A 24,074-nucleotide genomic window follows, 5' to 3' on the forward strand; every position below is an offset into this window, starting at 1 on the left:
ATAATGTATGAACAGCAAAGCCGGCAACCGCAGATCTTCTATAGCCTTTGGTCTCCAGCTATTGGGGATTTCATCGTCAAGCTTGGATGCCTAGAAACTCTTTTAGATGAAATTGCATGGCAAGCGCACAGCGGCCTAGATCGATCAGTGATTTACGCACTCTCAAAGGATGTACCAAAGTCTTTTCAAGACAAGTTCAAGCTTGTGAGAAAGCTGATAGACTCTGACTTAGTAGCCAAACCGGAACGCGCCATCTTAAACTTGGGTGGTTGGCCTCAAATAGATGTTTTAGTCTCAGAAATCTTGGAGTTTCGAAACGCAGTTGCTCACGGGCAGGTCTCTATGGTCAGCAAAAGAGAAATAGTGTTTCAAAGATTCAAACTAAAGCGGATCGAGCCTAGTAAGACGCATAGTGCTACATATCAGAACACGGAAATGAAGTTTGAGACGCTTGCGAGGGTTAACTCTGAGTTAGCAGGTCTCATGTTGGTTATGGAGCTGATAATTCAAGGTATTTCCCACGGAACGGTCGCTTGGAATGAAATGGAGGTGCATCGAACTCCAAATGCACTGGTCCGAGAAATATACGACCTCCATCATGAGAAGATGCTAAATGCAGGGTATATTCGCATTCGAAACGGCTCGTATAGGTTAAACAAGGAAGAAGAAGCTTGAAAACAGTGATTAGCGCCCAGAACCTATCCCTGACATTTGAAACCAACGACGGCCCTGTGCATGCGCTGAAAGATGTGTCGCTTGATATCGAGAAGGGCGATTTCGTCAGCTTTATCGGGCCGTCGGGCTGTGGCAAGACGACGTTCCTGCGCTGTATGGCGGACCTGGAGCAGCCCACGGGGGGCGAGATCACGGTGAATGGCGTCAGTGCTGCCGAGGCACGGCGGGCGCGGGCCTATGGCTATGTGTTTCAGGCGGCGGGGCTTTATCCCTGGCGGACGATTGGCGGTAATATCCGGCTGCCGCTTGAAATCATGGGGTATTCCAAGGCGGATCAGGCGGCGCGGGTTCGCCAAGTGTTGGAGCTGGTGGAGCTGGCAGGGTTCGAGCGCAAGTTCCCTTGGCAGCTGTCGGGTGGGATGCAGCAGCGGGCCTCGATCGCGCGGGCGCTGGCGTTTGACGCGGATATCTTGCTGATGGACGAACCCTTTGGCGCGCTGGACGAGATCGTGCGCGACCATTTGAATGAACAGCTGCTACGCCTGTGGGCGCGCACCGAAAAGACGATTGCTTTTGTCACCCACTCGATCCCGGAGGCGGTGTATCTGAGCACCAAGATCGTGGTAATGAGCCCGCGCCCCGGACGGATTGCAGATGTCATCGACAGCCCTTTGCCGAAAGAGCGCCCCCTGGACATTCGCGAAACGCCCGAGTTTCTGGAGATCGCGCATCGGGTGCGGGAAGGATTGCGGGCAGGGCATGCGGATGATTGATCGCGCGCCTGCTGCAGCCCGGCCCTTCGGGGAGGATTTTAGGACCATCTGGAAGCAGGGGGGCGCGCGATGAGGTCGAGCTTCTTGCCTGTCCTGACTGTGGTCGGGGTCTTGTTTGCGCTTTGGTATGCGGCGGCGGTCTGGCTGAATGCGGACTGGACCTATGACAAGGCCACGCGGTCGGGCGAGACGGTGACCGCCACGTCACTGGTCGCGGATACCTGGGCGCAGAAAAAGCCCAAACTGCCCGCGCCGCATCAGGTCGCGTCAGAGATCTGGGACACGACGGTGATGAAGAAAGTCACGTCGAAGCGGTCCTTGGTCTATCATTCCTGGATCACGCTCAGCGCGACCCTGCTGGGCTTTGGCATGGGCACCTTGCTGGGCGTCTTGCTGGCGGTGGGGATCGTGTTCAACCGGGTGATGGATATGTCGGTGATGCCTTGGGTGATCGCCAGCCAGACCATTCCCATTCTGGCGATTGCGCCGATGATCATCGTGGTTCTGAACGCCGTGGGCGTGTCGGGGCTGCTGCCGAAAGCGATGATCAGCATGTATCTGTCGTTCTTCCCCGTCGTTGTCGGCATGGTGAAAGGGCTGCGCAGCCCTGACCAGATGCAGTTGGACCAGATGCGCACCTGGCATGCGAGTGCGGGTCAGACCTTCTGGAAGCTGCGGTTGCCTGCGTCGATGCCGTATTTCTTTACCTCGCTCAAGATCGCGATGGCTGCGTCGCTGGTGGGGGCCATCATTGGTGAGCTGCCAACGGGTGCCGTGGCGGGTCTGGGGGCGCGGTTGTTGGCTGGCAGCTACTATGGCCAGACGATCCAGATCTGGAGCGCATTGATCATGGCGGCGGCCTTGGCGGCGTTGCTGGTGGGGATCATCGGCTTGATCCAGCGTGTGACATTGAAACGGATGGGGATGGCGCGATGATCTGGCTGGTTTTTGCCGCAGTGGCCTGGGCCTTTGGCATTTGGGTCAACATCCGGTTGGCGCGATTGCGGCCGGCCCGCTGGGTGTCCCTTGCAGCGCCCTTGGTTTTTGGCGCGACGCTGATCGCTGTCTGGGAAGGCATTGTGCGCGGGCTCGAGATTTCGCAGGTCTTGCTGCCTGCGCCGTCGCTGATTGCCCTGCGGCTGGTGTCATCGCTTGATATCCTGTGGGTGGATTTCGTGCAGACGGTGCTGAAGGGCGCGTTATCGGGCTATGTGCTGGGCTGTGGTGCGGCTTTTTTGATCGCCGTTGCGATTGACCGTTTCCCCTTCTTGCAACGGGGGCTTTTGCCGGTGGGGAACTTTGTGGCCGCGCTGCCGGTGATCGGGATGGCCCCGATTCTGGTGATGTGGTTCGGCTTTGACTGGCAGTCCAAGGCCGCCGTGGTCGTGGTCATGGTGTTCTTTCCGATGCTGGTGAACACGGTGCAGGGCTTGCAGGCCACCGACGCCATGCAGCGCGATCTGATGCGGACCTATGCGGCCAGCTATTGGGCGACGCTGTTCAAGCTGCGCTTGCCTGCCGCGATGCCTTTCGTGTTCAATGGGCTGAAGATCGGCACGACCCTTGCCTTGATCGGGGCGATTGTTGCTGAATTTTTCGGCTCTCCTGTGCGGGGGATGGGGTTTCGGATCTCTACCTCGGTGGGCCAGCTTGCGCTTGATCTGGTCTGGGCCGAGATTGTTGTCGCGGCGATTGCCGGGTCCGCATTCTACGGCGCGATGTCATTGTTTGAACGGCGGGTGACCTTTTGGCACCCGAGCCAGCGGAACTAACGCGGAACTAACCAAGACGACCAACCAACCAAGAGGGAGATATAAAAATGAAAAAACTATCAACATATGTCGCCGGGGCCGCTGTGGGCCTGATGGGGACCATGGCCCAAGCGGCGGATGATGTGACGCTTCAGCTGAAGTGGGTCACGCAGGCGCAGTTCGCGGGCTATTATGTGGCGCAGGACAAAGGGTTCTATGACGAAGAAGATCTAAACGTCACGATCAAGCCTGGCGGTCCGGACATTGCGCCGACACAGGTGCTGGCCGGTGGCGGTGCCGATGTCGCCGTTGAATGGATGCCCGCCGCTTTGGCCGCGCGCGAGAAGGGTCTGCCGATGGTGAACATCGCGCAGCCGTTCAAATCCTCGGGCATGATGCTGACCTGCCGCAAGGATGCCGGGATCGAGACCACGGATGACTTCAAGGGCAAGACGTTGGGCGTCTGGTTCTTTGGCAATGAATTCCCCTTCCTCAGCTGGATGAGCAAACTTGAGCTGCCAACCGAAGGCGGTGAGGATGGTGTGACCGTGCTGAAACAAGGCTTTAACGTGGATCCGCTGCTGCAAAATCAGGCCGCCTGCGTGTCGACCATGACCTATAATGAATACTGGCAGGTGATCGACGCAGGTCTGACGCCGGATGATCTGAACGTGTTCAAATACGAAGAGCAGGGCGTTGCCACATTGGAAGACGGGCTTTACGCGCTGGAAGAGAACCTTGCCGATCCGGCCTTCGAGGACAAGATGGTGCGCTTTGTGCGGGCCTCTATGAAGGGCTGGAAATACGCCGAGGAAAACCCCGATGAAGCGGCGGAAATCGTGTTGGACAACGATGCCTCCGGTGCGCAAACCGAAGAGCATCAGAAACGCATGATGGGCGAAGTGGCCAAGCTGACCGCAGGCAGCAACGGTGCGCTGGACGAGGCGGATTACGAGCGGACCGTGCAATCGCTGCTGTCCGGTGGGTCGGACCCCGTCATCACGGTAGAGCCGTCGGGCGCATGGACCCATGCGATCACCGACAAAGCCTTGAACTAAGGCGCGCTGAACTAAGGGGACACGTCCCCGACACAGTGCAGAAATGCGAAGGGGCTGGCAGCGCTGCCAGCCCCTTTTGCGTGGTGAATAAAGCCAGCGGCGTTAAAGCACCGTGACCTTGGTGCCGATGGGCACACGTTGGTACAGGTCTTTGACGTGTTCGTTCAGCATGCGGATACACCCGTTCGAGACAGAGCGCCCGATGCTGCTGGGTTGGGTGGTGCCGTGGATGCGGAAATATGTATCGCGGCCGTTCTGGAACAGATAGAGCGCGCGCGCCCCCAGCGGATTGGACGGGCCACCGGGTTGCGCATCGGTATTGCCGATGAACCGCGCATAGGTCTTGGGTTCCCGTTCGATCATCTCGTCCGTGGGGCGCCAGGTGGGCCATTCCTTTTTGACGTCGATCGTCGCGGTGCCGGTAAACTCCAGCCCCGCCTTGCCGACACCCACGCCGTATCGCATGGCCTGACCGGGGGCGGTCACCAGATACAGGTAGTGGCTGCGGGGCAGGATCAGCAGCTCGCCCACGGCATATTGTGGTTTGATCGACACCATTTGCGGCGTGGGGTCATAGGCGGCACCCGCGGCAAACAGCGCGTGGGGAAAGGCGAGGGCGGCCAAAGAACCTGCGATAAACTGACGGCGGCGCATGGGGGGGCTCCTTTAGGATGTGATGCCGGTATTTTGCCCCTTGGGTTGTGTTTGGCAACCCTGAGGACATAAAAAAACCGGCTGTCCCGTGAGGGTCAGCCGGCAAATTCATCCTGCGGGCCTAAGGCCCTGCATGGCTTATGCCAGTGCGATGTTCGACGCGGATTCGCGGCCGTCACGGCCAGCTTCGATGTCGAATGTCACTTTCTGGTTGTCGGCCAGACCGGTCAGGCCTGCGCGCTCAACAGCGGAGATGTGTACGAATACATCTTTGCTGCCGCCATCGGGTGCGATAAAGCCGAAGCCTTTTGTTGTGTTGAACCATTTTACGGTGCCAGTGGCCATATCCGTAGTCTCCTCTAGTATGCCATCCGCGTCGTGCGATGGCTTGGCGTTGTCGGTCTGGATCGAAGTCTGAACGCCGTATGAGGGAGACAGTTGGTCGAAAAAGAATAACGTTAGCCATTCGGATATGGCAGGTCGTGGGGATTCGCGCAAGGGGCTGTCAATGGGCCTTGAAAAACAGGCCGATCCTTGCTGATTCCGGCACATTTGCGCCTTATTCTTCGGAGAGGCAAGGTGAAACCCTAACGCGCATTGGCAGAGGCAGCGGGGCAAAGGGTTAACGGATTGGCCGAAATTGCCTAACTGCTGACAGATTCATCTGCGATTTTGCTCCGAGCCATAAGAGAATTTAACCAGTCCCCCTTCTGCCGACACGACAACGAGTGAGCCACCGTATGAAAATCCTAGCCGTAGATGACGATCCCACCATTCTTGACCTGTTGCGCGACTGTCTGACGCCGTCGCTGGGGTTCGATCTGGTCTGTGCGGACTCGGCCGAGGATGGGTTGGCCAAGATCGACGAACACGGGGCAAGCTTTGACTGCTTCTTGCTGGATATCATGCTGCCCGGCGTTGACGGGATCACCCTATGTGACGACATCCGCAATATGCAGGCCTATAAAAGTGCGCCGATCATCATGATCACCGGCAGCCGGAAACATGACCTGATGGACACCGCCTTCCGCGCCGGGGCGACGGATTTCATCTTCAAGCCCTTGAACGGGATCGAGTTGGGCGCGCGTATCAACATGGCGGGCATGCTCAGCGACAGCCTGCGGCGTGAACGCGAGGCCGCGCATACGCTGGCGGAGCTGTCGGGCCTGATGAAGGTACGGGTCGAGGAAAGCTTTGATCTGAACGTTGTCGGCGTCGACGATCTGCACGGGTTCGAAAACCACATGCTGCGTCTGCCCGAAGGCTGCTATGCCATGAGCCTTTTTGCGGTCAAACTGCCGCAAATCCGCAATATCTTCGAGACCGCAAGCCCGGCTGAGTTCTGTCGCCAGATGGGCTTGGTCGCGCAGGCCACGGTCGCTGCGCTGGCCCATGAGAAATGCTTTATGGGCTATGCGGGCGAGGGGATCATCGTGGGCACCGTGATGGGCCGCCACCGGATCAAGCCCGAAGAGATACAGAAAGACATCGAAGACATCCTGTCCCATGATGGCACCGCCGCACGTATCGGTGGGGATTTCAGCGCCGATGTCACGGTGAAGCTGGTGTCGAACCAGCGGCTGTGGTCGGGGCTGTCTGCCTGCAACACGCTGCGCGATTTTCTGGGCCGTGAAACCGTGCCCGACAGCACCAGCACCGACCGCACCGATGGCTATACGGAACTGGCCGACGGGCTGTAACGGCACACCCGTGCCGCGTCGCTGCGGCGCGTTGACCGACACATAAAAAGGCCCCCGCAGTTTCCTGCGGGGGCCTTTTTCTTGAAGCTTTCGCTTAGATCAGCGCGAGAATTTCTTGTGCTTCATGCGCTTGGGTTCCATGGCGTCTTCGCCCAGACGACGCTTCTTGTCCTCTTCGTAGTCAGAGAAGCCGCCTTCGAACCATTCAACATGCGCGTCGCCTTCAAAGGCGAGGATGTGCGTACAAATCCGGTCGAGGAAGAAACGGTCGTGCGAGATGACCACGGCGCAACCCGCGAAATCGACCAGCGCGTCTTCGAGTGCGCGCAGGGTTTCAACGTCCAGATCGTTGGTAGGTTCATCGAGCAGCAGCACGTTGCCGCCTTCTTTCAGCAGACGTGCCATATGCACACGGTTGCGTTCACCGCCCGACAGCAGGCCGACTTTCTTCTGCTGGTCACCGCCCTTGAAGTTGAAGGCGCCGCAATAGGCGCGGGAGTTCACTTCGGCATCGCCAAGCTTGATGATCTCGGCCCCGCCCGAAATGGCCTGCCAGACGTTGTCATCAGGGTTCAGGTCATCGCGCGACTGGTCAACATAGGACAGATCAACGGTATTTCCGAGTTCGATCGTGCCGGTATCGGGTTGTTCGTGGCCAGTTATCATCTTGAACAGGGTTGATTTACCCGCGCCGTTGGGGCCGATCACGCCAACGATCCCGCCTGGCGGCAGAGAGAAGTCCAGCTTTTCGATCAACAGCTTGTCGCCCATGGCTTTGGACAGGCCCTCTACCTCAAGCACCTTGTTGCCCAGACGGGGACCGTTGGGGATAACGATCTGGGCACGGGTCAGGCGTTCGCGCTCTGAGCTGTCGGCCATCTCGTTATAGGACTTGATCCGCGCTTTGGATTTCGCCTGACGGGCCTTGGCCCCCTGACGCATCCATTCCAATTCGCGCGACAGGGTCTTTTGCTTGGACTTATCCTCGCGGGCTTCCTGTTCAAGCCGTTTGGCTTTCTGGTCGATCCAGCTGGAATAGTTCCCCTCGTAGGGGATGCCATTGCCGCGGTCGAGTTCCAGAATCCAGCTGGTGATGTTATCCAAGAAGTACCGGTCGTGGGTGACGATCAGGATCGTGCCCTTATAGTCGATCAGGTGCTGTTGCAGCCACGCGATGGTTTCCGCGTCCAGGTGGTTGGTCGGTTCGTCAAGCAGCAGCATTTCGGGCGCTTCCAGCAGCAGCTTGCACAGCGCCACGCGGCGGGCTTCACCACCGGACAGTTTGGTGACATCGGCATCGTCGGGCGGGCAGCGCAGGGCTTCCATCGAGACGTCGATCTGGCTGTCGAGATCCCAGAGGTTCTCCGCGTCGATCTGATCCTGCAAGGCGGCCATTTCGTCGGCTGTCTCGTCGGAATAGTTCATCGCCAGTTCGTTGTAGCGGTCCAGAATGTCCTTCTTGGCTTTCACGCCCAGCATGACATTTTCGCGCACGGTCAGGGCAGGGTCCAGATAGGGTTCCTGTTCCAGGTAGCCGACCTTGGCCCCTTCAGCGACCCATGCTTCGCCCGAGTAATCCTTGTCCTTGCCGGCCATGATCTTCATCAGCGTGGATTTACCCGCGCCGTTGACACCGACCACACCGATTTTCACACCGGGCAGGAAGTTCAGGTTAATGTTGTCGAAACACTTTTTGCCGCCCGGGTAGGTCTTTGAGACACCGGACATGTGATAGACATATTGATAGGCGGCCATTGAGAATCCTCGGATAAGCTGAATACGGTTTGGAACGTGCAATATCGCCACAGGCGGGCAAGAGCAAACATTCAATATATAAGGCCTGTGCCGCGGTTTTGAAGCCCGCCTGTTGCCGGGCGATTCACAAGGCGCAGGGGAAAGACGCACAAAGCGCGGATCGCGCGGGCGGCAAAGGCTGTTTTTCCGATAACTATCCCTTTTTACCGTTTTCGAACGGTGAACTGGGGACGAATGACCGAATTTTACGCGAAATTCAGTCGAAAAAAATTTTGGACCTCGTTTATATTCGCCTAATCCGGGTGCGTTCAGCGCCCCGGTACAACGCGGGCGCAAAAAGACCGCGTCATACACAAAGGGACAAATACATGACAGCATCCACTATTGTTGTTGGACTGGACGGGGGGGAAGCCGGGGCGCGCGCTTTGGATTTCGCAGCGAAACAGGCCAAATTGATCGGCGATTGCGAGCTCAAGCTCGTTTACGTGATTGAATGGTCTCCATTCAGCTTCCAGACCTCGGAAGAGAATGACCAGCGCCACAAACGGCGCGAAGAGGAACTGGCACTGGCCCGCGAACGTATCGTTGATCCGGCGGTCAAGAAGGTCAGCGAAGACGGCGTCACCGTTCAGGGCATCGTGAAACACGGCGATGTGGCCGATATTCTGGACGACCTGGCCAAGAAGCACGGCGCACAGCAGATCGTGGTGGGCCGTGTCGGTCTGCGCGGCCTGAAAGAGCGTATGTTCGGCGGCGTAACCGGCCGCTTGGCCGTGGCGTCCCGCGTGCCGCTGACGATCATTCCTTGAAAGGTCATATCATGAAAAAATTTCTGACAACGGGTGCGGGGGCTGCTGCTGTCTCTGCCTTGCCCATGGTTGCTGCGGCACAAGAAACCGTCGGCATGGATCAACGCATCAATGATATCTTCGCAGGTTCGACGGGCTGGTTCGTCAATCTGATCTTTATGTCGCTACCCGGCACCAACTTCCCGTGGATCGTGCTGTGGCTGGTGGTCGCGGCGTCGGTGTTTACGCTGTATTTCGGCTTCATTCAGGTCAAAGCGTTCTGGCATGCGATCTCGCTGGTCAAAGGTGATTATTCCGATCCCGATGACGCGGGCGAGGTGAGCCACTTTCAGGCGCTTGCAACGGCGCTGTCGGGGACTGTCGGTCTGGGCAATATCGCGGGCGTCGCGGTGGCCGTGGGCATCGGCGGTCCGGGGGCGACCTTCTGGATGATCCTGGCGGGTTTGCTGGGCATGGCCTCCAAGTTCACCGAATGTACGCTGGGTGTGAAATACCGCAATGAATACGCCGATGGCACCGTCTCCGGTGGTCCGATGTACTATATGACAAAGGGCTTCAAGGAACGCGGACTGCCTTTGGGCGGGGTGCTGGCGGTGATCTTTTCGATCTTTACCATCGGTGGTGCCTTGGGCGGCGGGAATATGTTCCAGGCCAATCAGGCCCATGCGCAGCTGTCCGGTATCATCGGAGACTACCCTGGCTGGATCACGGGCATCGTCTTTGCCGCGGTGGTCTTTGCGGTCATCGTCGGCGGGATCAAATCCATCGCCAATGTCACCGAGAAAATCGTGCCGCTGATGGGCGTGATCTATGTTGGTGCCGCGCTGATCATCCTGATCGTTGAATACGACAAGATCGGTTGGGCCTTTGGCCAGATCTTTGAAGGCGCGTTCAGCGGTCTGGGTGTTGCAGGCGGTCTGGTTGGTGCGCTGATCCAAGGCTTTAAACGGGCGGCGTTCTCGAACGAGGCGGGTGTCGGCTCGGCGGCGATCGCACACTCTGCCGTGCGCACCAAAGAGCCGGTGACCGAAGGTGTCGTTTCCCTGTTGGAGCCCTTCATCGATACCGTTGTCATCTGTACGATGACCGCGCTGGTGATCACCATCTCTGGCGTGCTGGTGATGGACCCCGAAACGGGCCGCTTCATCCTGAATGACGCTGGCACCGCGATCCAGACCATCGACGGGTCAAGCGGCGTTCAGCTGACATCGGCTGCCTTTGCGACCGGGTTCAGCTGGTTCCCCTATGTGCTGGCGCTGGCGGTGATCCTGTTCGCCTTCTCCACCATGATCAGCTGGTCCTACTACGGGCTGAAGGCGTGGACCTATCTGTTCGGTGAAGGCAAAACCAAAGAGATCGTGTTCAAGGTGATCTTCTGCCTGTTCATCATCGTGGGGGCGGCGGCCAATCTGGGCGCGGTTATCGACTTCTCTGATGCGATGATCTTTGCGATGGCGGTTGTGAACATCACGGCGCTGTACTTCCTGATGCCGATCGTGAAGCGCGAGATGAAGAGCTATTTCGCGCGGTTGAAATCCGGCGAGATCAAGAAGTTCGTCGATTAACGCACGGATAACGCGATTGACAAAGGGGCGTTGCTGCCCTTCTTTCGGCCCCTGATGTATATCGGGGGCCGTTTTCGTTGGGTTATCCATTTCCATATGCGCCCCCGGGGCAGGTGATCGGGCTGCTTGGCGGGTCGTTTGATCCGGCGCACGAGGGGCACGCCCATATCACCCGCGAGGCGATCAAGCGTTTCGGACTGGATCGGGTGTGGTGGATGGTCAGCCCGGGCAATCCGCTCAAGGCGCATGGGCCGGCCCCGATGGCGTCCCGTTTGACGCGCGCGCGCGAGGTGATGCAGCACCCGCGGGTCGAGGTCACCGATATCGAGGCCCATCTTGGCACCCGCTACACCGCGCAAACCCTTGCCGCGCTGCGGGCCCGCTATCCCGGTGTGCGCTTCGTCTGGCTGATGGGGGCGGATAATCTGGCGCAGTTCCACTTATGGCAGGACTGGCGGCAGATCATGGAGACAGTGCCCCTAGGGGTGCTTGCACGGCCCGGCCAGCGCATATCGGCACGGATGAGCCACGCCGCGACGCTTTATGCTCCCTACCGGATTTCGGGGCGGCAAAGCCAGCTCTTGGGGCAGGCACCGGCCCCCGCGTGGTGTTTCGTGAACGTCCCGATGGTCGATGTCAGCTCAAGCGCGATCCGGGCCGCGGGCAAATGGTCAGCGCAATCTGGCAGAGGCGATACCCGCCCCTAGGATCATCGCCATGCCGGCCCATGTCAGCGCATCGGGCCATGCGCCGAACACCAGCCACCCCAGCCCCACGGCGGACAGCAGTTGCAGATACACCAGCGGTGCGACCTTGGTCGCAGGGGCCATGCAATAGGCGTATAACATAAGCAGGTTGCCCAGCATCGAACACAGCGCGCTTGCAAGGCTTAGCCCCAGGACAGGGCCGGACAGGGGCGGGAAATAGACCAGCCCCAGCGGCAAAAGCAGCAGCCCGCTGATCACCAACTGGCTGAAGGTCAGCGCAAGGGGCGGGGCCAGATGCGACAGCCAGCGCGACATCGTGAGGAATACGCCATAAAGCGTCCCCGCGATCAGCGCCCAAAGCAGCCCCGCGCTGGGTTCAAGCCCCGGTCGGACCACGACCAGCACCCCCAGAAACCCCGCCACGATCAACGCGCTGCGCTGAAGCGATATCGCCTCGCGCAGGAAGAGCGCGGCCAGCACATAGCTGAGCAGCGGACCGATAAAGAAGGCGGCAAAGACATTGGCCACGTCCTCGGTCACCAGTGCTGTCTGGATGCAGGTGATGCTGCCGCACAGGATGGCGGCACGGACCCAGATGCGCCAGTTGCCGAACAGGGCGCGCGTTTGCGGCGGGGCGAAGGGCACCAGCAGCAGCGCCCCTATGGCAAACCGCGACCACGCCACAAAAACGGGGGCCACGCCAAGCTGTGAGGTCAGGATCTTGCCCGCGCTGTCGCCTGCGGGAATCAGTGACATGGCGACAAACATGATCAAAATAACGCGTTGCATGTCTTGTCAGTTAGCATGGGCCCCCGCCCATGAAAATGTGATTTGCAAGCGCTTGTGTCGCTCTGTCCTGTCAGGTTTAAGTCGCCCCATGAAAACTGTTTTATCCCGTCGTTTGTTTCTGAGTACCGCTGCGGCGGCTGTTGCGGCTCCAGCGGCCTTTGCGGCACCGCCAACTGAATCGCTGCGCCCCGTCTTGCGCGGGGACGATCTGTTCCGGCAGGCGATCCCCTCGGCGCAAGAACTGATCGACAAGGCGCGGTTGAACGGGGCTGTGACCTTTAGTCTGGCGGATGCGGAAACCGGTGCGGTGCTGGAACAGAACGGCCCGCTTGACGGGATGCCCCCGGCGAGCGTGACCAAGGCGATTACCGCGCTTTACGCGCTGGATACCCTGGGCGCGGCGCATCAGTTCCAGACGCGCATCATGGCGACCGGCGGCATTGTGGACGGCGAAGTGCAGGGCGATCTGATCCTTGTGGGCGGGGGCGATCCGACGCTGGATACGGACGGGCTGGCCAAAATGGCCGATGACCTCAAGGCGGCGGGCATTGTCGGCGTCAAAGGCGGGTTGAAGATTTACGAACGCAGCCTGCCGGTCTTCCCGTTGATTGATGCGGATCAGCCGGATCATGTGGGCTATAACCCCGCTGTGTCAGGGCTGGCGCTGAACTTTAACCGCGTCCACTTTGAATGGAAGCGCGAGAACGGCAGCTATTCGGTGCTGATGGACGGGCGGTCGGGGTCTTATCGCCCTGACGTGGCGATGGCCGCGATGGAGATCAGCGACCGCAGTGCGCCGGTCTTTGCCTATCGTGACGCAGGCACCCGCGATGACTGGAGCGTCGCGAAAAGCGCCTTGGGCAATGGTGGGTCGCGCTGGCTGCCGGTGCGCAAGCCGGGGCTATATGCGGGCGATATCTTTAAGACATTGGCGGGGGCACAGGGCATCCGTCTGCGCGACATGGCGTTGATCACCAGCTTGCCCGAGGGCGAGGTGCTGGTGACCCGTTCCAGCGCGCCGCTGCGCGATATCCTGCGCGATATGTTGAAGTATTCCAATAACTTGATCGCAGAGATGGCGGGGCTGTCCGCCACGGTTTACCGCACGGGCACGCCCGCGTCACTGCGCGCGTCTGCGGCAGAGATGAACGTGTGGGCCAAGGCCAATCTGGGCATGGATGCACCCGCGCTGGTGGACCATTCGGGGCTGGGCGAAGACAGCCGCGTGACCGCGCAGGATATGGTGACGGCGCTGGTGCGGGTCTATGGATCGGGCACATTGAAACCGTTGCTCAAGTCGATTTCTCTGCGCGATTCCAAGGGGAGGCCCGTGCAAGATCATCCGATCAAGGTAGAGGCGAAGACCGGTACGTTGAACTTTGTCTCGGCCTTGGCGGGGTATCTGACGGCACCGGACGGGCGGGTGATGGCCTTTGCCGTGTTCACCGCCGATATGCCACGTCGCGCCACCCTGACCCGCGCGCAACGCGAACGCCCCGAGGGGGGGCGGGCGTGGAACGGGCGCTCCAAACGGTTGCAGCAAGGGCTGATCGAACGCTGGGGGGCGTTTCATGTGGCTGCGGATTCGGCCTCTCTTTGATCGCGGTGACGCGGCCTATTTGACGTGACGGGCGCGGGCACCGCGCTCGATGGCGGCGGCGTGCAGGCGGTCGAGGTCAAGCTCGTAGCGGATTTCTTCCAGCAGACGCAATTCGGCTTCGTCCAACGTGCCGTCGGCCGCGGCCACATCGCAGGCCAGCGCATAGGCCGTTTCGTTCAGCCGGTCGGGCAGCGCGCCCTTGATCAGGCCGAACAGGGCATCCAGCCCGTCTTCCTGTTCGAACAGGTCAAACACCATCGAGCTGACAGAGCTGATGCGGTCCACATCATAGCCGGAAAAGACGGGGAGCATGTTTACAGCCGTCTGGATCTTGAGCAATTCGGTGGTGCGGATGTCCTCGTCTGATGCGGAAACCGCGATCATCACGGCGACAAGGCAATCCTGCGCGCTGAGGGTGAGGGAGGTGTCGTCATTCATGCGCATTTCCGTTCGGTCATTCCGTTGATCTGCAGATTATTGACGGGCCTACGGGGACGCAATAGGTACGGGCTGCCTGCGCGCATTGGGTGCGGGGTGAAAATGATGGAATTGATGACATGTCGCAGATGCGTGAAGCAGCCCTAACCAGTAAAGCGTGGCCGTTCGAGGAAGCACGTCGGGTGTTGAAACGCTATGCAAACAAGGCCCCCGAGAAGGGATACGTCTTGTTCGAGACCGGCTATGGCCCGTCGGGTCTGCCGCATATCGGGACTTTCGGCGAAGTTGCGCGCACGACGATGATCCGCCGCGCATTTGAGCAGATCAGCGACATTCCGACGCGGCTGGTGTGCTTTTCGGACGATCTGGACGGGATGCGCAAAGTGCCGGGTAACGTGCCCGACCCCGCCGCATTGGAAGAACATCTGCAGCGCCCGCTGACATCGGTGCCCGATCCTTTCGGCAAATACGACAGTTTTGGCGCGCATAACAACGCGATGCTGCGGCGTTTTCTGGATACCTTCGGGTTCGAGTACGAGTTTATCTCGGCCACGGAATTCTACGGCTCCGGCAAGTTCGACGAGGTGCTTTTGCGCGCCGCCGAGAAGTATGACGAGATCATGGAAGTGATGCTCAAGTCGCTGCGCGAGGAGCGTCGGCAGACCTATTCGATCTTCCTGCCGATCCACCCTGAAACAGGGCGGGTAATGTATGTGCCGATGAAAGCGGTCAACGCCAAGGAAGGCACGATCACCTTCGACGATGAAGACGGCACCGAAATGACCCTGCCGCTGACCGGCGGCAATGTGAAGTTGCAGTGGAAGCCTGACTTTGGCGCCCGTTGGGCCGCCCTTGATGTCGACTTTGAGATGTACGGCAAGGATCACAGCACCAACACACCGATCTATGACAAGATCTGCCGTATTCTGGGCAACCGCCCGCCCGAGCATTTCACCTACGAGCTGTTCCTTGATCAGGACGGGCACAAGATCTCCAAGTCGTCGGGCAATGGTCTGACCATCGACGAATGGTTGACCTATGCCAGCGCGGAATCGCTGTCGTATTTCATGTACCTCAAGCCCAAGACGGCCAAGCGCATGTATTTCGACGTGATCCCCAAGGCGGTCGACGAATACCACCAGCAGCTGCGCGCCTATGAAACGCAGGACGACAAGGGCAAGCTGAACAACCCCGTTTGGCATATCCACGGGGGGGATGTGCCCAAGTCGGATATGGTTGTGCCCTTCTCGATGTTGCTGAACCTCGCGTCGGTGTCCTCGGCCGAGGACAAGTCGCAACTGTGGGGCTTTATCCAGCGGTATGCGCCGGATGCGACGCCCGAAGGCAACCCCGGTATGGATGCGGCGGCCGAGCATGCGGTGCGCTATTACAATGATTTCGTGAAGCCCGCCAAAGTGTTCCGCGCCCCTTCCGAGCTGGAGCGGGAAGCCTTGGAAGACCTGCGGGACCAGCTGAAGACATGGGACGGCGGGCTGGATGCCGAGGCGTTGCAAACGATGGTTTTTGCCGTCGGGAAAGAGCGTTTCGACCCGCTGCGCGACTGGTTCACCGCGCTTTACGAAGTGTTGCTGGGCGCCAGCCAAGGGCCGCGGTTCGGTGGGTTCATCGCGCTGTATGGCGTGGATGAAACGGTCGCCCTGATCGACGACGCGTTGGCGGGCAAGCTAACCACGGCGTGAAACTATTGCCCTATGATGTGCGTGGCTTAGGTTAAGTTCAACACATCATAGGGAGCATTCTCATGCGTGGCGCGGTTCTTTCGGCATTTTTCGGGATGGTTTTGACCTTTGCGACGGCACTTGGTGCCATGGCGCAGCAGGCGGATATCGAAAGCACGATCAGCGGCCAGTTCGAGGCTTTCAAAGCTGATGATTTCGAGGGTGCCTTCGCATATGCGAGCCCCAATCTGCAGATGATGTTCCAGTCTCCGGAAAATTTTAAACGTATGGTGACCACGGGCTATCCGATGGTCTGGAAACATGCCGAAGTGCGGTTTCTGGATCTGCGCGAGATCGCCGGTGCGCAGTGGCAGAAGGTGCAGGTCACGGACCTGAAAGGATTCACCTATTTGCTGGATTATCAGATGGTTGAGACGCCCGAGGGCTGGCGTATTGCCGCCGTTCAATTGCTGGATGCGCCAAGCGTTTCTGCCTGACAGGCGCGACATCTTTGGCACGCTCATGTGACCGTTTGCGGCGTACGCTGCGGTTAGGCGTGGTTAACCCTTTGTGCATAAATCTTTCCCCCTGCCGGCCAAGCGCCGGAGTTTTGCAATTCATGGGGGGCGACATCGCAACCCGACGAAGGGGATGACGATGAACAAGGCAATCACGGACGGTTTGCTACTGACACCTGCGGCTTTTGCGCAAGGCTTGGATGTGTACTCAAGCGGAGATGGCACGGCGGGGTCTGATACCTATGCCAATGCCATAAATGCGGCGTTTATCCCTGCGGATCAGGACTTTGGCGGGGCGCTTGAGCTGATAAAAACGCAATCCACACAAAAGCTGCGATATATGGGGCAAACGCCACTTTTGCCGGGGTGTTACCTGCGGATCACGGCGCGGGTGAAGGCGATCAGTGGGAATCTACCGTCGGTGCGGATCGCGGGGTATCCGGCGCTTGGCAATGGCAGCCGAGCGGGCGGGCTGGTGGAGGCCGGTCCGGCGGTGACGCTGACCAGCTACGGCGAGGTGGTCGAGGTCAGCGCGATTGTCGGGTCGGGGCTGCGCGGCGGGGTCGATATGGTCTGGGGCAACGCGCCGGTCTATGGGCATTTCGGGCTGGACCTCACGGGGCAGAATGGCGGGGTCGTTCGCATTGACGATTTGCAGATCGAGGATGTGACGGGCGTTTTCCTGCGCGACATGCTGGCACAGGTGGATGTGCGGGACTATGGCGCGGTGGGGGATGGCAGCACCGATGATACGGCGGCTTTTGTGGCGGCGAATGCGGATGCGCAGGGGCGCAGCGTGTTGATCCCGCGCGGGACGTATCTGCTGAACGGGGACGTGACCTTTGACGCGCCGACGCGGTTTGAAGGGACGGTGACCATGCCCGCCAGCGCGATCCTGCTGCTGCGGCGCAACTTTGATCTGCCGAATTATATCGAGGCTTTCGGGAATGAAGAGATCGCCTTTCGCAAGGCGTTTCAGGCGCTGCTGAACAATGCGGATCATGAATCGCTCGATCTGGGCGGGCGCAAGGTCAACGTGACCGGCCCGATCGATATGCAGGCCGCGACGCCCGAACGCAGCAGCTATGCCACGCGGCGGGTGATCCGCAATGGCCAGTTTGAAGCGGCCACGAATGGCGATTGGGATACGGTCACGGTGACCTCGCAAGCCAGCTATTCGCCCTCGGATGCGCGCAAGCTGACAAATGTGGTGAATGTGGCGAATGTGCCTGTGGGGGCGCTGATCACGGGCAATGGCGTCGGGCGCGAGATTTATGTGCGCGCCAAGAACGTCGCCACGCAAGAGATTACCCTGAACGCGCCCTTGTATGATGCGGCGGGGACGCAGAATTTTATCTTTACGCGGTTCCAGTATCTGCTGGATTTCAGCAACTACAGCCAGCTGAGCAAATTCGTGCTGGATGACATAGAATTCCAGTGCAACAACGTGGCCAGCGCCATCAACCTTGCGCCATCAGGGACGATTTTCCATGTGCGGGACTGCTTTATCTCGCGCCCGAAGGATCGCGGTATCACGTCGATCGGGGGGGGCTGTCAGGGGATGTTCGTGGACCGTTGCCAGTTCCTGTCCGCCGAGGATGCCTTGGACGTGCCGGACCGGACCACGATCGCGATCAACTGCAACGCCAATGACGTTAAGATCCGCGACAACCGTGCCACCCGCTTTCGCCATTTTGCGCTGCTGGCGGGGCAGAATAATATCGTCACGGGGAACCACTTCTTTCAGGGGGATACGGTCAAGAACGGCGTCCGCTCTGCCGGGTTGATCCTTGCGGCACAGCACACGGCGAGCGTGGTCAGCGGGAACTATATCGACAATTGCTTTGTCGAATGGACCAACGAACAAGACCCCGCGCCGGACTACAGCAGCGAGTATTCTTTCAGCTCCCTGTCGATCAGCGGTAATATCTTTCTGTCGGGTGAGGTGGCCCCGTGGTTCAGCTATATTGTGATCAAGCCCCATGGGGCGGGTCATGTGATCAATGGGCTGACAATCAACGACAACCGCTTCCGCAGCATCAACGGGTTCATTGATCGGGTCGAACGGATCGATACGAGCTTTGCGGATATGGACTTCTCGCGGATGCGCAATATCGAGATGACGGGCAATTCGTTCCACGGCATCCACAATCCGGTGTCGAACCCGGTGCAGGTTGAACATACCGAAGCCAGTCTGGCCAAGACCTGGGTGGTTGATATTGCCGACCGCTTTCCGTTCGGCGGGTGGGCGATTGCGGTGGATAGCATCACGATGGACGGGCCGGTGCGCAACGGATCGAATGTGGCGCAATACAGCGTACCCTATGTGCTGACGGATCAAGGTGCGGATCGTGATCTGCTGCATCTGGTCTGGAGCACCAGCGTCAAAGGGTCGATCTTTATGCAGGCGCGCATGGATAAACGCTAGAACTCGCGCCAGATCGAGAGTTTTAGCGCGGGGTTGGAGGTGTCGTTGATCAACGTTTCTGCCCCGATCTGGAAGCGGATATCGGGGCGGCTTTTCAGCGGGCGCATGACGATAGAGGGCGCGACAGAGGTGGCGCTGGCGACAGAGGTCGAAGCATAGTAGATTTGCAGCATTCCCGAAAACCGGTCGCCGAAGTTGATGCCTATGGTGCCGTCGACTTTGGCGAGATGCTCTTGCAGGTAGATGTCCCACGCGAGGGAGCTGTCGATGGACACCCAGCCGTGTTTCTGCCCCAGCGTATAGCCGCGGCCCCAAGACAGCCCTGCTTTGACATTGGGATAGACCGCATCCCCCACCCATGCCGCGCCGAACCCCAGCTCTGCCGACCAGACGTTCGGGCGGTCACGACGGCCTAAGGGGCGGCGCAGGAAGACCGACCCAAATCCCGATTGCAGGCCGATGGAACTGGCGAGAAATCCGACCTCTGCCCCCAGGGTCAGGTCGTCGCGCACGCCATATTCCATGAAGGTGCTTTCCGAAATGTCGTAGTTGCGCGTGACGTTTACCGTGGTGGAGGTAAATCCCGTGCCCTTTTCGCGCAGCCACGCGCCGCCCTGTGCAGGGGTGGGAAGCTGCAGTAAGCCAAGCAGGAGGATCGGCCAGTAGCGCATGGGATACCCTTTCGGCGGGTAGCTTGGCGCGTCATGCTTAACAAATTACTTACAGACCTTTGGGGCGGCATGCGAAAAGGCCCGCAGCAATGCTACGGGCCTTTCTCGTCAAATGGTGTGTGCGTCGCTTAGACGTTGACGCTGCCGCCGCGTGGGCCAGCGATCAGCCATACGATAAAGCCGACGACCGGGAAGATCAGGACGCCAAGAATCCAGAGGATTTTCGCAAGCCCCGAAGCGCCGGAGGTGAAGATTTGATAGATCGCGTAGATGTCTGCGATCAGGATAATGAGTCCGAGAAGGCCGAATTCCATTGTAAAGCTCCTAGGTTGTAATCTGCATTACTGTCTGGGGTCACAACTTCCCGTTCGGCCCAGATGTTCCCGAAAATGTTACTGGAACCATTTCCCGCTTCGCCGAGTTGCCCTTGCATCGCCTAGAACGGCAAGTGAATTTGGAAGGAAATACTATGAAGACCTCTACCGCAGTAATCGCAGGCCTTGCCGCAATTCTGGTCATCGCATTTGCGATCTTTTTCATCGATATCGATCAGACTGAAGAAGGCTCGCTGCCGGATGTTGATGTGTCCGTCGAAGGCGGCAACCTGCCCGAGTTTGACGCACAGACCGGTTCGGTTTCCGTGACTGAAGAAGAGGTCGACGTTGAAGTTCCTGACGTTGAAGTGACCACCGAAGAGAAAACGATCACCGTCCCCGGTCTTGAGGTTACTCCGCCCGCAGGTGACTGATATCGTTTGATGGTTTGAACGCAGAAAGCGCCCTCTGATTTGGTCAGGGGGCGCTTTTGTTATGGGATAGGGCTTAGTTGCGGGTCAGTTTGGTCGCGGGTTTCGCACCGTTGTCGCCGTCGGAGGCGAAGGTCAGCGTGACTTTATCGCCCGCCATCAGGTCGGACGGAACAAGGGTTTTGGCATCCAGCGTCCAGGATGATTTGTCTTGCAGGACGATGATATTGGCAAGGCGGTCATAGGCAAGGATCGTGCCGGTTGTCTCATCGGCAAAGGCGGGGGCAGAGAGGGCGGTCAGGCCCAGTGTAACAAGGGCGATCAGGCGCATTTGGGATCCTCCGGATAAAGCGCAGACTCCGAATGTGGGGTGGGTGCGGGTGCAAAGCAATCACCTTGCAACGGGCGCATGAAAATAATTATGCGCCAAGCCGTAGCAGGGGAACTGCGGGCGGGTGGACGGGTTGTGCCGCTACATCCAACTGACAGGAGACAGCGATGAAAGCCCAATCGAAAGCCCAACAACGCGCCGCCGGTGCAGCCCTGTCTGCCAAGCGGGGCGAGACCAAGGTCAAGGATCTGCAAGGCGCGTCGAAAGATATGTACGACAGCATGTCGGAGGACGAGCTGGAGGAGATGGCCTCGACCGACCATGACGGGTTGCCGGACGAGGTGGATGACTAGACGCGCCGCCTAGCGTTTTTTGCCGCCGTAGCGGGATTTGCCACCGCGCATCCCGCCGCGACCGCCGGTTGATCGGCCCGACGCCTTTTGCGCGTCGTCGACGGCTTTTTCGACAGCGTACTGACGCGCCATCGGATCGTCGGCGATGGCCAGATCGACAGATTCGAGCCGTTTGACCTCGTCGCGCAGGCGTGCGGCTTCCTCGAATTCGAGGTTCTCGGCCGCTTTGCGCATATCGGTGCGTAGCCCGTCGAGCACGGTTTGCAGGTTGCCGCCCGCGAGCGGGTTATCGATCTTGGCCGTGACGCGGCTCATGTCCACATCGCCTTTGTAGAGACCGGCGAGGATATCATCGACGTTCTTCTTGACCGTTGTCGGCGTGATCCCGTGTTCTTCGTTATAGGCCAGCTGCTTGGCGCGACGGCGGTCGGTTTCGCCAATCGCACGTTCCATCGAGCCGGTGATGCGGTCGGCGTACATGATCACGCGGCCTTCGGCGTTCCGCGCGGCCCGACCGATGGTCTGGATCAACGAGGTCTCCGAGCGCAGGAACCCTTCCTTATCCGCATCGAGAATCGCCACCAGCCCACATTCGGGAATGTCCAAGCCTTCGCGCAGAAGGTTGATCCCGATCAGCACATCGAAAGCACCAAGCCGGAGGTCGCGCAGGATTTCGATGCGTTCGATCGTGTCGATATCGCTGTGCATATAGCGCACGCGGATGCCCTGTTCGTGCATGTATTCGGTCAGGTCTTCGGCCATGCGTTTGGTCAGAACGGTGCAAAGCGTGCGATAGCCGTCAGCGGCGACCTTGCGCACCTCGTCCAGCAGATCGTCGACCTGCATTTCGACAGGGCGAATCTCGATCTTGGGGTCGATCAGGCCGGTGGGGCGAATGATCTGTTCGGTAAACACACCGCCGGATTGTTCGATTTCCCACGCGGCGGGGGTGGCCGAGACAAAGACCGACTGCGGGCGCATGGCATCCCATTCCTCGAACTTAAGGGGGCGGTTATCCATGCAAGAGGGCAGGCGGAACCCGTGTTCGGCCAGCGTGAATTTGCGTCGGTAGTCGCCTTTGTACATCCCGCCGATCTGCGGCACGGAGACGTGGCTTTCGTCTGCAAAGACAATCGCGTTGTCGGGGATGAATTCAAACAGCGTGGGGGGCGGTTCGCCCGGCGCGCGGCCCGTGAGATAGCGCGAATAGTTTTCGATCCCGTTGCAGACGCCAGTGGCTTCAAGCATCTCGATGTCGAAGTTGCAGCGTTGCTCAAGCCGTTGCGCTTCCAGCAGTTTGCCTTCGGCGACGAGCTGGTCCAGCCGCATCCGCAGCTCTTTCTTGATGCCGATCACCGCTTGGTTCATCGTTGGTTTCGGCGTTACATAGTGGCTGTTCGCATAGACGCGGATCTGGTCGAAACTGCCGGTCTTCTCGCCGGTGAGCGGGTCGAATTCGGTGATGCTTTCCAGCTCTTCGCCAAAGAAGGACAGACGCCATGCGCGGTCCTCAAGGTGGGCCGGAAAGATTTCAAGGCTGTCGCCGCGCACGCGGAAGGTGCCACGCTGGAAGGCGGCGTCATTGCGTTTATACGCCTGCGCGATCAGGTCCGCGATCACTTGGCGTTGGTCATAGTTGTTGCCGGTCTTGAGGTCCTGCGTCATCGCGCCATAGGTCTCGACCGAGCCGATCCCGTAGATGCACGACACCGACGCGATGATGATCACGTCATCGCGTTCCAGCAGCGCCCGCGTGGCAGAGTGGCGCATCCGGTCGATTTGTTCGTTGATCTGGCTTTCCTTCTCGATGAAGGTATCGGACCGCGCGACATAGGCTTCGGGCTGGTAGTAGTCGTAGTATGAGACGAAATATTCCACGGCGTTGTCTGGGAAGAACCCTTTGAATTCGCCGTAAAGCTGCGCCGCCAGCGTTTTGTTCGGCGCGAGGATGATCGCGGGGCGCTGCGTTTCCTCGATCACCTTGGCCATCGTGAACGTCTTGCCCGTCCCCGTGGCCCCCAGCAGCACCTGATCGCGTTCGCCCGACCGCACCCCTTCGGACAGTTCCTTGATCGCCGTGGGCTGGTCGCCTGCGGGTTCGAATTCGGTCGCCAGTTTGAACTTCTTGCCGCCCTCGAGCTTGGGGCGTTCGCGCACGTTGGGCGCGGGATTGGCAAGATAGGCGTCTTTGCGCTCGGGCAGACTGTCAGAGTGGGCGTAGGCCATAACATCGTCCTTTGGGGGTGTTCCCTAAGGTGTCATGTTTTTGCGTAGGTTCAAGGGGCACAGCCTTGCGCGACGCGCATATGTCGCTTTCGTCGCAGGCTTATTTGGTCAGTCGCTTGCGGTTGGCCCTGACCTTTTTGCTGACCGGCACCATCGCGGCCGAGAAAATTTGGTCGGGCGTGCCCCCGGCAAAGGCGGCTTTGGTGGCCGCCTGATAGGCTTTGGCCATGGCGGGGCCTTTTTCATTGACCATGCGGGCGTTCTCTCCGCGGGTCTGGGGAAGGGCGCCGGCCATCCCCAAAAGCCTAAGCGTCATAACGGCTTGGGTGTCGATCATCAGCTTGGTGAGGTTGGCATTGAGCGTCATCAGGGTCAGGGGGTTCATGAGAGGTGCTCCGATTGCATGAAGTCAGTCTATGCTGCGCCGCAGCATATGTAACGCGAATTCGGCACAAATCACTGTGATGCCTTGATCCTTGGCCGTATTTGGCTGATAAACCGCCTGATCACAGCGGAGATTCAGCTATGCGCGCGCGTATTTATCAGCCTTCCCGAACTGCCATGTCCTCTGGCACGGCCAAAACCCGTGTCTGGTTGCTGGAATTCGACCCAGAGCACGCGCGCGAGATTGACCCGTTGATGGGCTGGACCTCGTCGAAGGACACGCAAACGCAGGTGCGTTTGCAGTTCGCCACCAAGGAAGAAGCGGTGGAATACGCCCGCGACCACAACATCGACGCGCTGGTGCAAGACCCCAACAAACGCCGCGCAAATGTCCGCGCCGGCGGCTATGGCGAGAATTTCGCCACAGGGCGCCGCGGGGCCTGGACGCATTAACTCTTTCTACGT

Annotated in this window: 26 protein-coding genes; 16 read left to right on the forward strand and 10 right to left on the reverse strand. The window is 59.3% G+C overall.

Annotated elements, in window-relative coordinates; translation table 11 throughout:
• Nucleotides 1-3 precede the first annotated feature (3 nt).
• The 5 genes from C1J04_RS03625 to C1J04_RS03645 all read left to right on the forward strand — a co-directional run bounded on the left by C1J04_RS03625 (nucleotide 4) and on the right by C1J04_RS03645 (nucleotide 4,257).
• Nucleotides 4-675: a hypothetical protein gene (locus C1J04_RS03625; protein ID WP_009826000.1), complete on the forward strand. Its 672-nt coding sequence runs from the start codon at nucleotides 4-6 to the stop codon at nucleotides 673-675.
• The gene (locus C1J04_RS03630; RefSeq protein ID WP_009826001.1) at nucleotides 672-1,448 is read left to right on the forward strand and encodes an ABC transporter ATP-binding protein; all 777 of its coding nucleotides are present in this window, start codon (nucleotides 672-674) and stop codon (nucleotides 1,446-1,448) included. The genes C1J04_RS03625 and C1J04_RS03630 overlap by 4 nt, the downstream gene beginning before the upstream one ends.
• A gap of 69 nt (nucleotides 1,449-1,517) precedes the next feature.
• Complete coding sequence (locus tag C1J04_RS03635) at nucleotides 1,518-2,384, forward strand: ABC transporter permease (RefSeq protein WP_009826002.1); 867 nt, start codon at nucleotides 1,518-1,520, stop codon at nucleotides 2,382-2,384.
• Nucleotides 2,381-3,220: an ABC transporter permease gene (locus tag C1J04_RS03640; RefSeq protein ID WP_009826003.1), complete on the forward strand. Its 840-nt coding sequence runs from the start codon at nucleotides 2,381-2,383 to the stop codon at nucleotides 3,218-3,220. The genes C1J04_RS03635 and C1J04_RS03640 overlap by 4 nt, the downstream gene beginning before the upstream one ends.
• Nucleotides 3,221-3,267: 47 nt before the next feature.
• Nucleotides 3,268-4,257, forward strand: coding sequence for an ABC transporter substrate-binding protein (locus tag C1J04_RS03645; protein ID WP_005851387.1), 990 nt, complete (start codon nucleotides 3,268-3,270; stop codon nucleotides 4,255-4,257).
• A gap of 102 nt (nucleotides 4,258-4,359) precedes the next feature.
• Here C1J04_RS03645 and C1J04_RS03650 read toward each other — a convergent pair whose 3' ends face one another.
• Together C1J04_RS03650 and C1J04_RS03655 are read right to left on the reverse strand one after the other, a co-directional pair.
• Nucleotides 4,360-4,911, reverse strand: coding sequence for a L,D-transpeptidase (locus C1J04_RS03650; protein WP_005851389.1), 552 nt, complete (start codon nucleotides 4,909-4,911; stop codon nucleotides 4,360-4,362).
• A gap of 138 nt (nucleotides 4,912-5,049) precedes the next feature.
• Complete coding sequence (locus tag C1J04_RS03655) at nucleotides 5,050-5,256, reverse strand: cold-shock protein (RefSeq protein ID WP_005851393.1); 207 nt, start codon at nucleotides 5,254-5,256, stop codon at nucleotides 5,050-5,052.
• Between the two features lie 395 nt (nucleotides 5,257-5,651).
• On the opposite strand from C1J04_RS03655, the gene C1J04_RS03660 reads away from it, so the two are divergent.
• A complete protein-coding gene (locus tag C1J04_RS03660) occupies nucleotides 5,652-6,611 on the forward strand; it encodes a response regulator (protein ID WP_009826004.1) in 960 nt (319 codons plus the stop codon).
• 99 nt (nucleotides 6,612-6,710) lie between these two features.
• Here the strand turns inward: C1J04_RS03660 and ettA are convergent, their stop codons facing one another.
• Nucleotides 6,711-8,366, reverse strand: coding sequence for an energy-dependent translational throttle protein EttA (ettA, locus tag C1J04_RS03665; protein ID WP_005851397.1), 1,656 nt, complete (start codon nucleotides 8,364-8,366; stop codon nucleotides 6,711-6,713).
• A 368-nt stretch (nucleotides 8,367-8,734) separates the two neighbouring features.
• On the opposite strand from ettA, the gene C1J04_RS03670 reads away from it, so the two are divergent.
• The 3 genes from C1J04_RS03670 (at nucleotide 8,735) to C1J04_RS03680 (ending at nucleotide 11,447) form a co-directional block, all read left to right on the forward strand.
• Nucleotides 8,735-9,175: a universal stress protein gene (locus C1J04_RS03670; RefSeq protein WP_037954115.1), complete on the forward strand. Its 441-nt coding sequence runs from the start codon at nucleotides 8,735-8,737 to the stop codon at nucleotides 9,173-9,175.
• An 11-nt stretch (nucleotides 9,176-9,186) separates the two neighbouring features.
• A complete protein-coding gene (locus tag C1J04_RS03675) occupies nucleotides 9,187-10,740 on the forward strand; it encodes an alanine/glycine:cation symporter family protein (protein WP_005851401.1) in 1,554 nt (517 codons plus the stop codon).
• Between the two features lie 113 nt (nucleotides 10,741-10,853).
• Nucleotides 10,854-11,447 (forward strand): nicotinate-nucleotide adenylyltransferase, encoded by a 594-nt coding sequence (locus C1J04_RS03680; protein WP_009826007.1) that lies wholly within the window; start codon nucleotides 10,854-10,856, stop codon nucleotides 11,445-11,447.
• Here the strand turns inward: C1J04_RS03680 and C1J04_RS03685 are convergent.
• Entirely contained in the window at nucleotides 11,412-12,236 is an 825-nt protein-coding gene (locus C1J04_RS03685) for a DMT family transporter (protein ID WP_009826008.1), read from the reverse strand. The two genes, C1J04_RS03680 and C1J04_RS03685, sit on opposite strands and share 36 nt — an antisense overlap.
• An 88-nt stretch (nucleotides 12,237-12,324) precedes the next feature.
• Here C1J04_RS03685 and C1J04_RS03690 point away from each other — a divergent pair, with 88 nt between their 5' ends.
• Nucleotides 12,325-13,836: a D-alanyl-D-alanine carboxypeptidase/D-alanyl-D-alanine-endopeptidase gene (locus C1J04_RS03690; RefSeq protein WP_009826009.1), complete on the forward strand. Its 1,512-nt coding sequence runs from the start codon at nucleotides 12,325-12,327 to the stop codon at nucleotides 13,834-13,836.
• Nucleotides 13,837-13,851: 15 nt separating this feature from the next.
• Here C1J04_RS03690 and C1J04_RS03695 read toward each other — a convergent pair whose 3' ends face one another.
• A complete protein-coding gene (locus tag C1J04_RS03695; RefSeq protein ID WP_037944901.1) occupies nucleotides 13,852-14,274 on the reverse strand; it encodes a tellurite resistance TerB family protein in 423 nt (140 codons plus the stop codon).
• Between the two features lie 119 nt (nucleotides 14,275-14,393).
• Here C1J04_RS03695 and C1J04_RS03700 point away from each other — a divergent pair, with 119 nt between their 5' ends.
• The 3 genes from C1J04_RS03700 to C1J04_RS03710 all read left to right on the forward strand — a co-directional run bounded on the left by C1J04_RS03700 (nucleotide 14,394) and on the right by C1J04_RS03710 (nucleotide 18,899).
• Nucleotides 14,394-15,974 (forward strand): lysine--tRNA ligase, encoded by a 1,581-nt coding sequence (locus tag C1J04_RS03700; RefSeq protein ID WP_009826010.1) that lies wholly within the window; start codon nucleotides 14,394-14,396, stop codon nucleotides 15,972-15,974.
• 62 nt (nucleotides 15,975-16,036) lie between these two features.
• A complete protein-coding gene (locus C1J04_RS03705; RefSeq protein WP_009826011.1) occupies nucleotides 16,037-16,450 on the forward strand; it encodes a DUF4864 domain-containing protein in 414 nt (137 codons plus the stop codon).
• Between the two features lie 160 nt (nucleotides 16,451-16,610).
• The gene (locus C1J04_RS03710; protein WP_037954117.1) at nucleotides 16,611-18,899 is read left to right on the forward strand and encodes a glycosyl hydrolase family 28-related protein; all 2,289 of its coding nucleotides are present in this window, start codon (nucleotides 16,611-16,613) and stop codon (nucleotides 18,897-18,899) included.
• Here C1J04_RS03710 and C1J04_RS03715 read toward each other — a convergent pair.
• Nucleotides 18,896-19,570, reverse strand: coding sequence for a hypothetical protein (locus C1J04_RS03715; protein ID WP_009826013.1), 675 nt, complete (start codon nucleotides 19,568-19,570; stop codon nucleotides 18,896-18,898). The two genes, C1J04_RS03710 and C1J04_RS03715, sit on opposite strands and share 4 nt — an antisense overlap.
• A gap of 128 nt (nucleotides 19,571-19,698) precedes the next feature.
• Nucleotides 19,699-19,884 (reverse strand): PLDc N-terminal domain-containing protein, encoded by a 186-nt coding sequence (locus C1J04_RS03720; protein WP_005851419.1) that lies wholly within the window; start codon nucleotides 19,882-19,884, stop codon nucleotides 19,699-19,701.
• 155 nt (nucleotides 19,885-20,039) lie between these two features.
• On the opposite strand from C1J04_RS03720, the gene C1J04_RS03725 reads away from it, so the two are divergent.
• Nucleotides 20,040-20,318: a hypothetical protein gene (locus tag C1J04_RS03725; RefSeq protein WP_009826014.1), complete on the forward strand. Its 279-nt coding sequence runs from the start codon at nucleotides 20,040-20,042 to the stop codon at nucleotides 20,316-20,318.
• A gap of 73 nt (nucleotides 20,319-20,391) precedes the next feature.
• Here the strand turns inward: C1J04_RS03725 and C1J04_RS03730 are convergent, their stop codons facing one another.
• Nucleotides 20,392-20,646 carry a hypothetical protein gene (locus C1J04_RS03730; RefSeq protein WP_009826015.1) on the reverse strand — a complete coding sequence of 85 codons (255 nt, stop codon included), beginning with the start codon at nucleotides 20,644-20,646 and terminating at the stop codon, nucleotides 20,392-20,394.
• A 167-nt stretch (nucleotides 20,647-20,813) separates the two neighbouring features.
• Between C1J04_RS03730 and C1J04_RS03735 the strand changes: the two genes are divergently transcribed.
• Nucleotides 20,814-20,999 (forward strand): DUF3008 family protein, encoded by a 186-nt coding sequence (locus C1J04_RS03735; protein WP_005851426.1) that lies wholly within the window; start codon nucleotides 20,814-20,816, stop codon nucleotides 20,997-20,999.
• 9 nt (nucleotides 21,000-21,008) lie between these two features.
• Here C1J04_RS03735 and uvrB read toward each other — a convergent pair whose 3' ends face one another.
• Complete coding sequence (gene uvrB, locus C1J04_RS03740; protein WP_009826016.1) at nucleotides 21,009-23,225, reverse strand: excinuclease ABC subunit UvrB; 2,217 nt, start codon at nucleotides 23,223-23,225, stop codon at nucleotides 21,009-21,011.
• 100 nt (nucleotides 23,226-23,325) lie between these two features.
• Nucleotides 23,326-23,610, reverse strand: a complete 285-nt coding sequence (locus C1J04_RS03745) for a hypothetical protein (RefSeq protein WP_009826017.1) — start codon at nucleotides 23,608-23,610, stop codon at nucleotides 23,326-23,328.
• Between the two features lie 140 nt (nucleotides 23,611-23,750).
• Between C1J04_RS03745 and C1J04_RS03750 the strand changes: the two genes are divergently transcribed.
• Entirely contained in the window at nucleotides 23,751-24,062 is a 312-nt protein-coding gene (locus C1J04_RS03750) for an ETC complex I subunit (protein ID WP_005851432.1), read from the forward strand.
• The last annotated feature ends 12 nt before the right edge of the window (nucleotides 24,063-24,074 follow it).

This window comes from Sulfitobacter sp. SK025 (assembly GCF_003352105.1).
In the GTDB taxonomy this organism is placed as follows: Bacteria; Pseudomonadota; Alphaproteobacteria; order Rhodobacterales; family Rhodobacteraceae; genus Sulfitobacter; species Sulfitobacter pontiacus.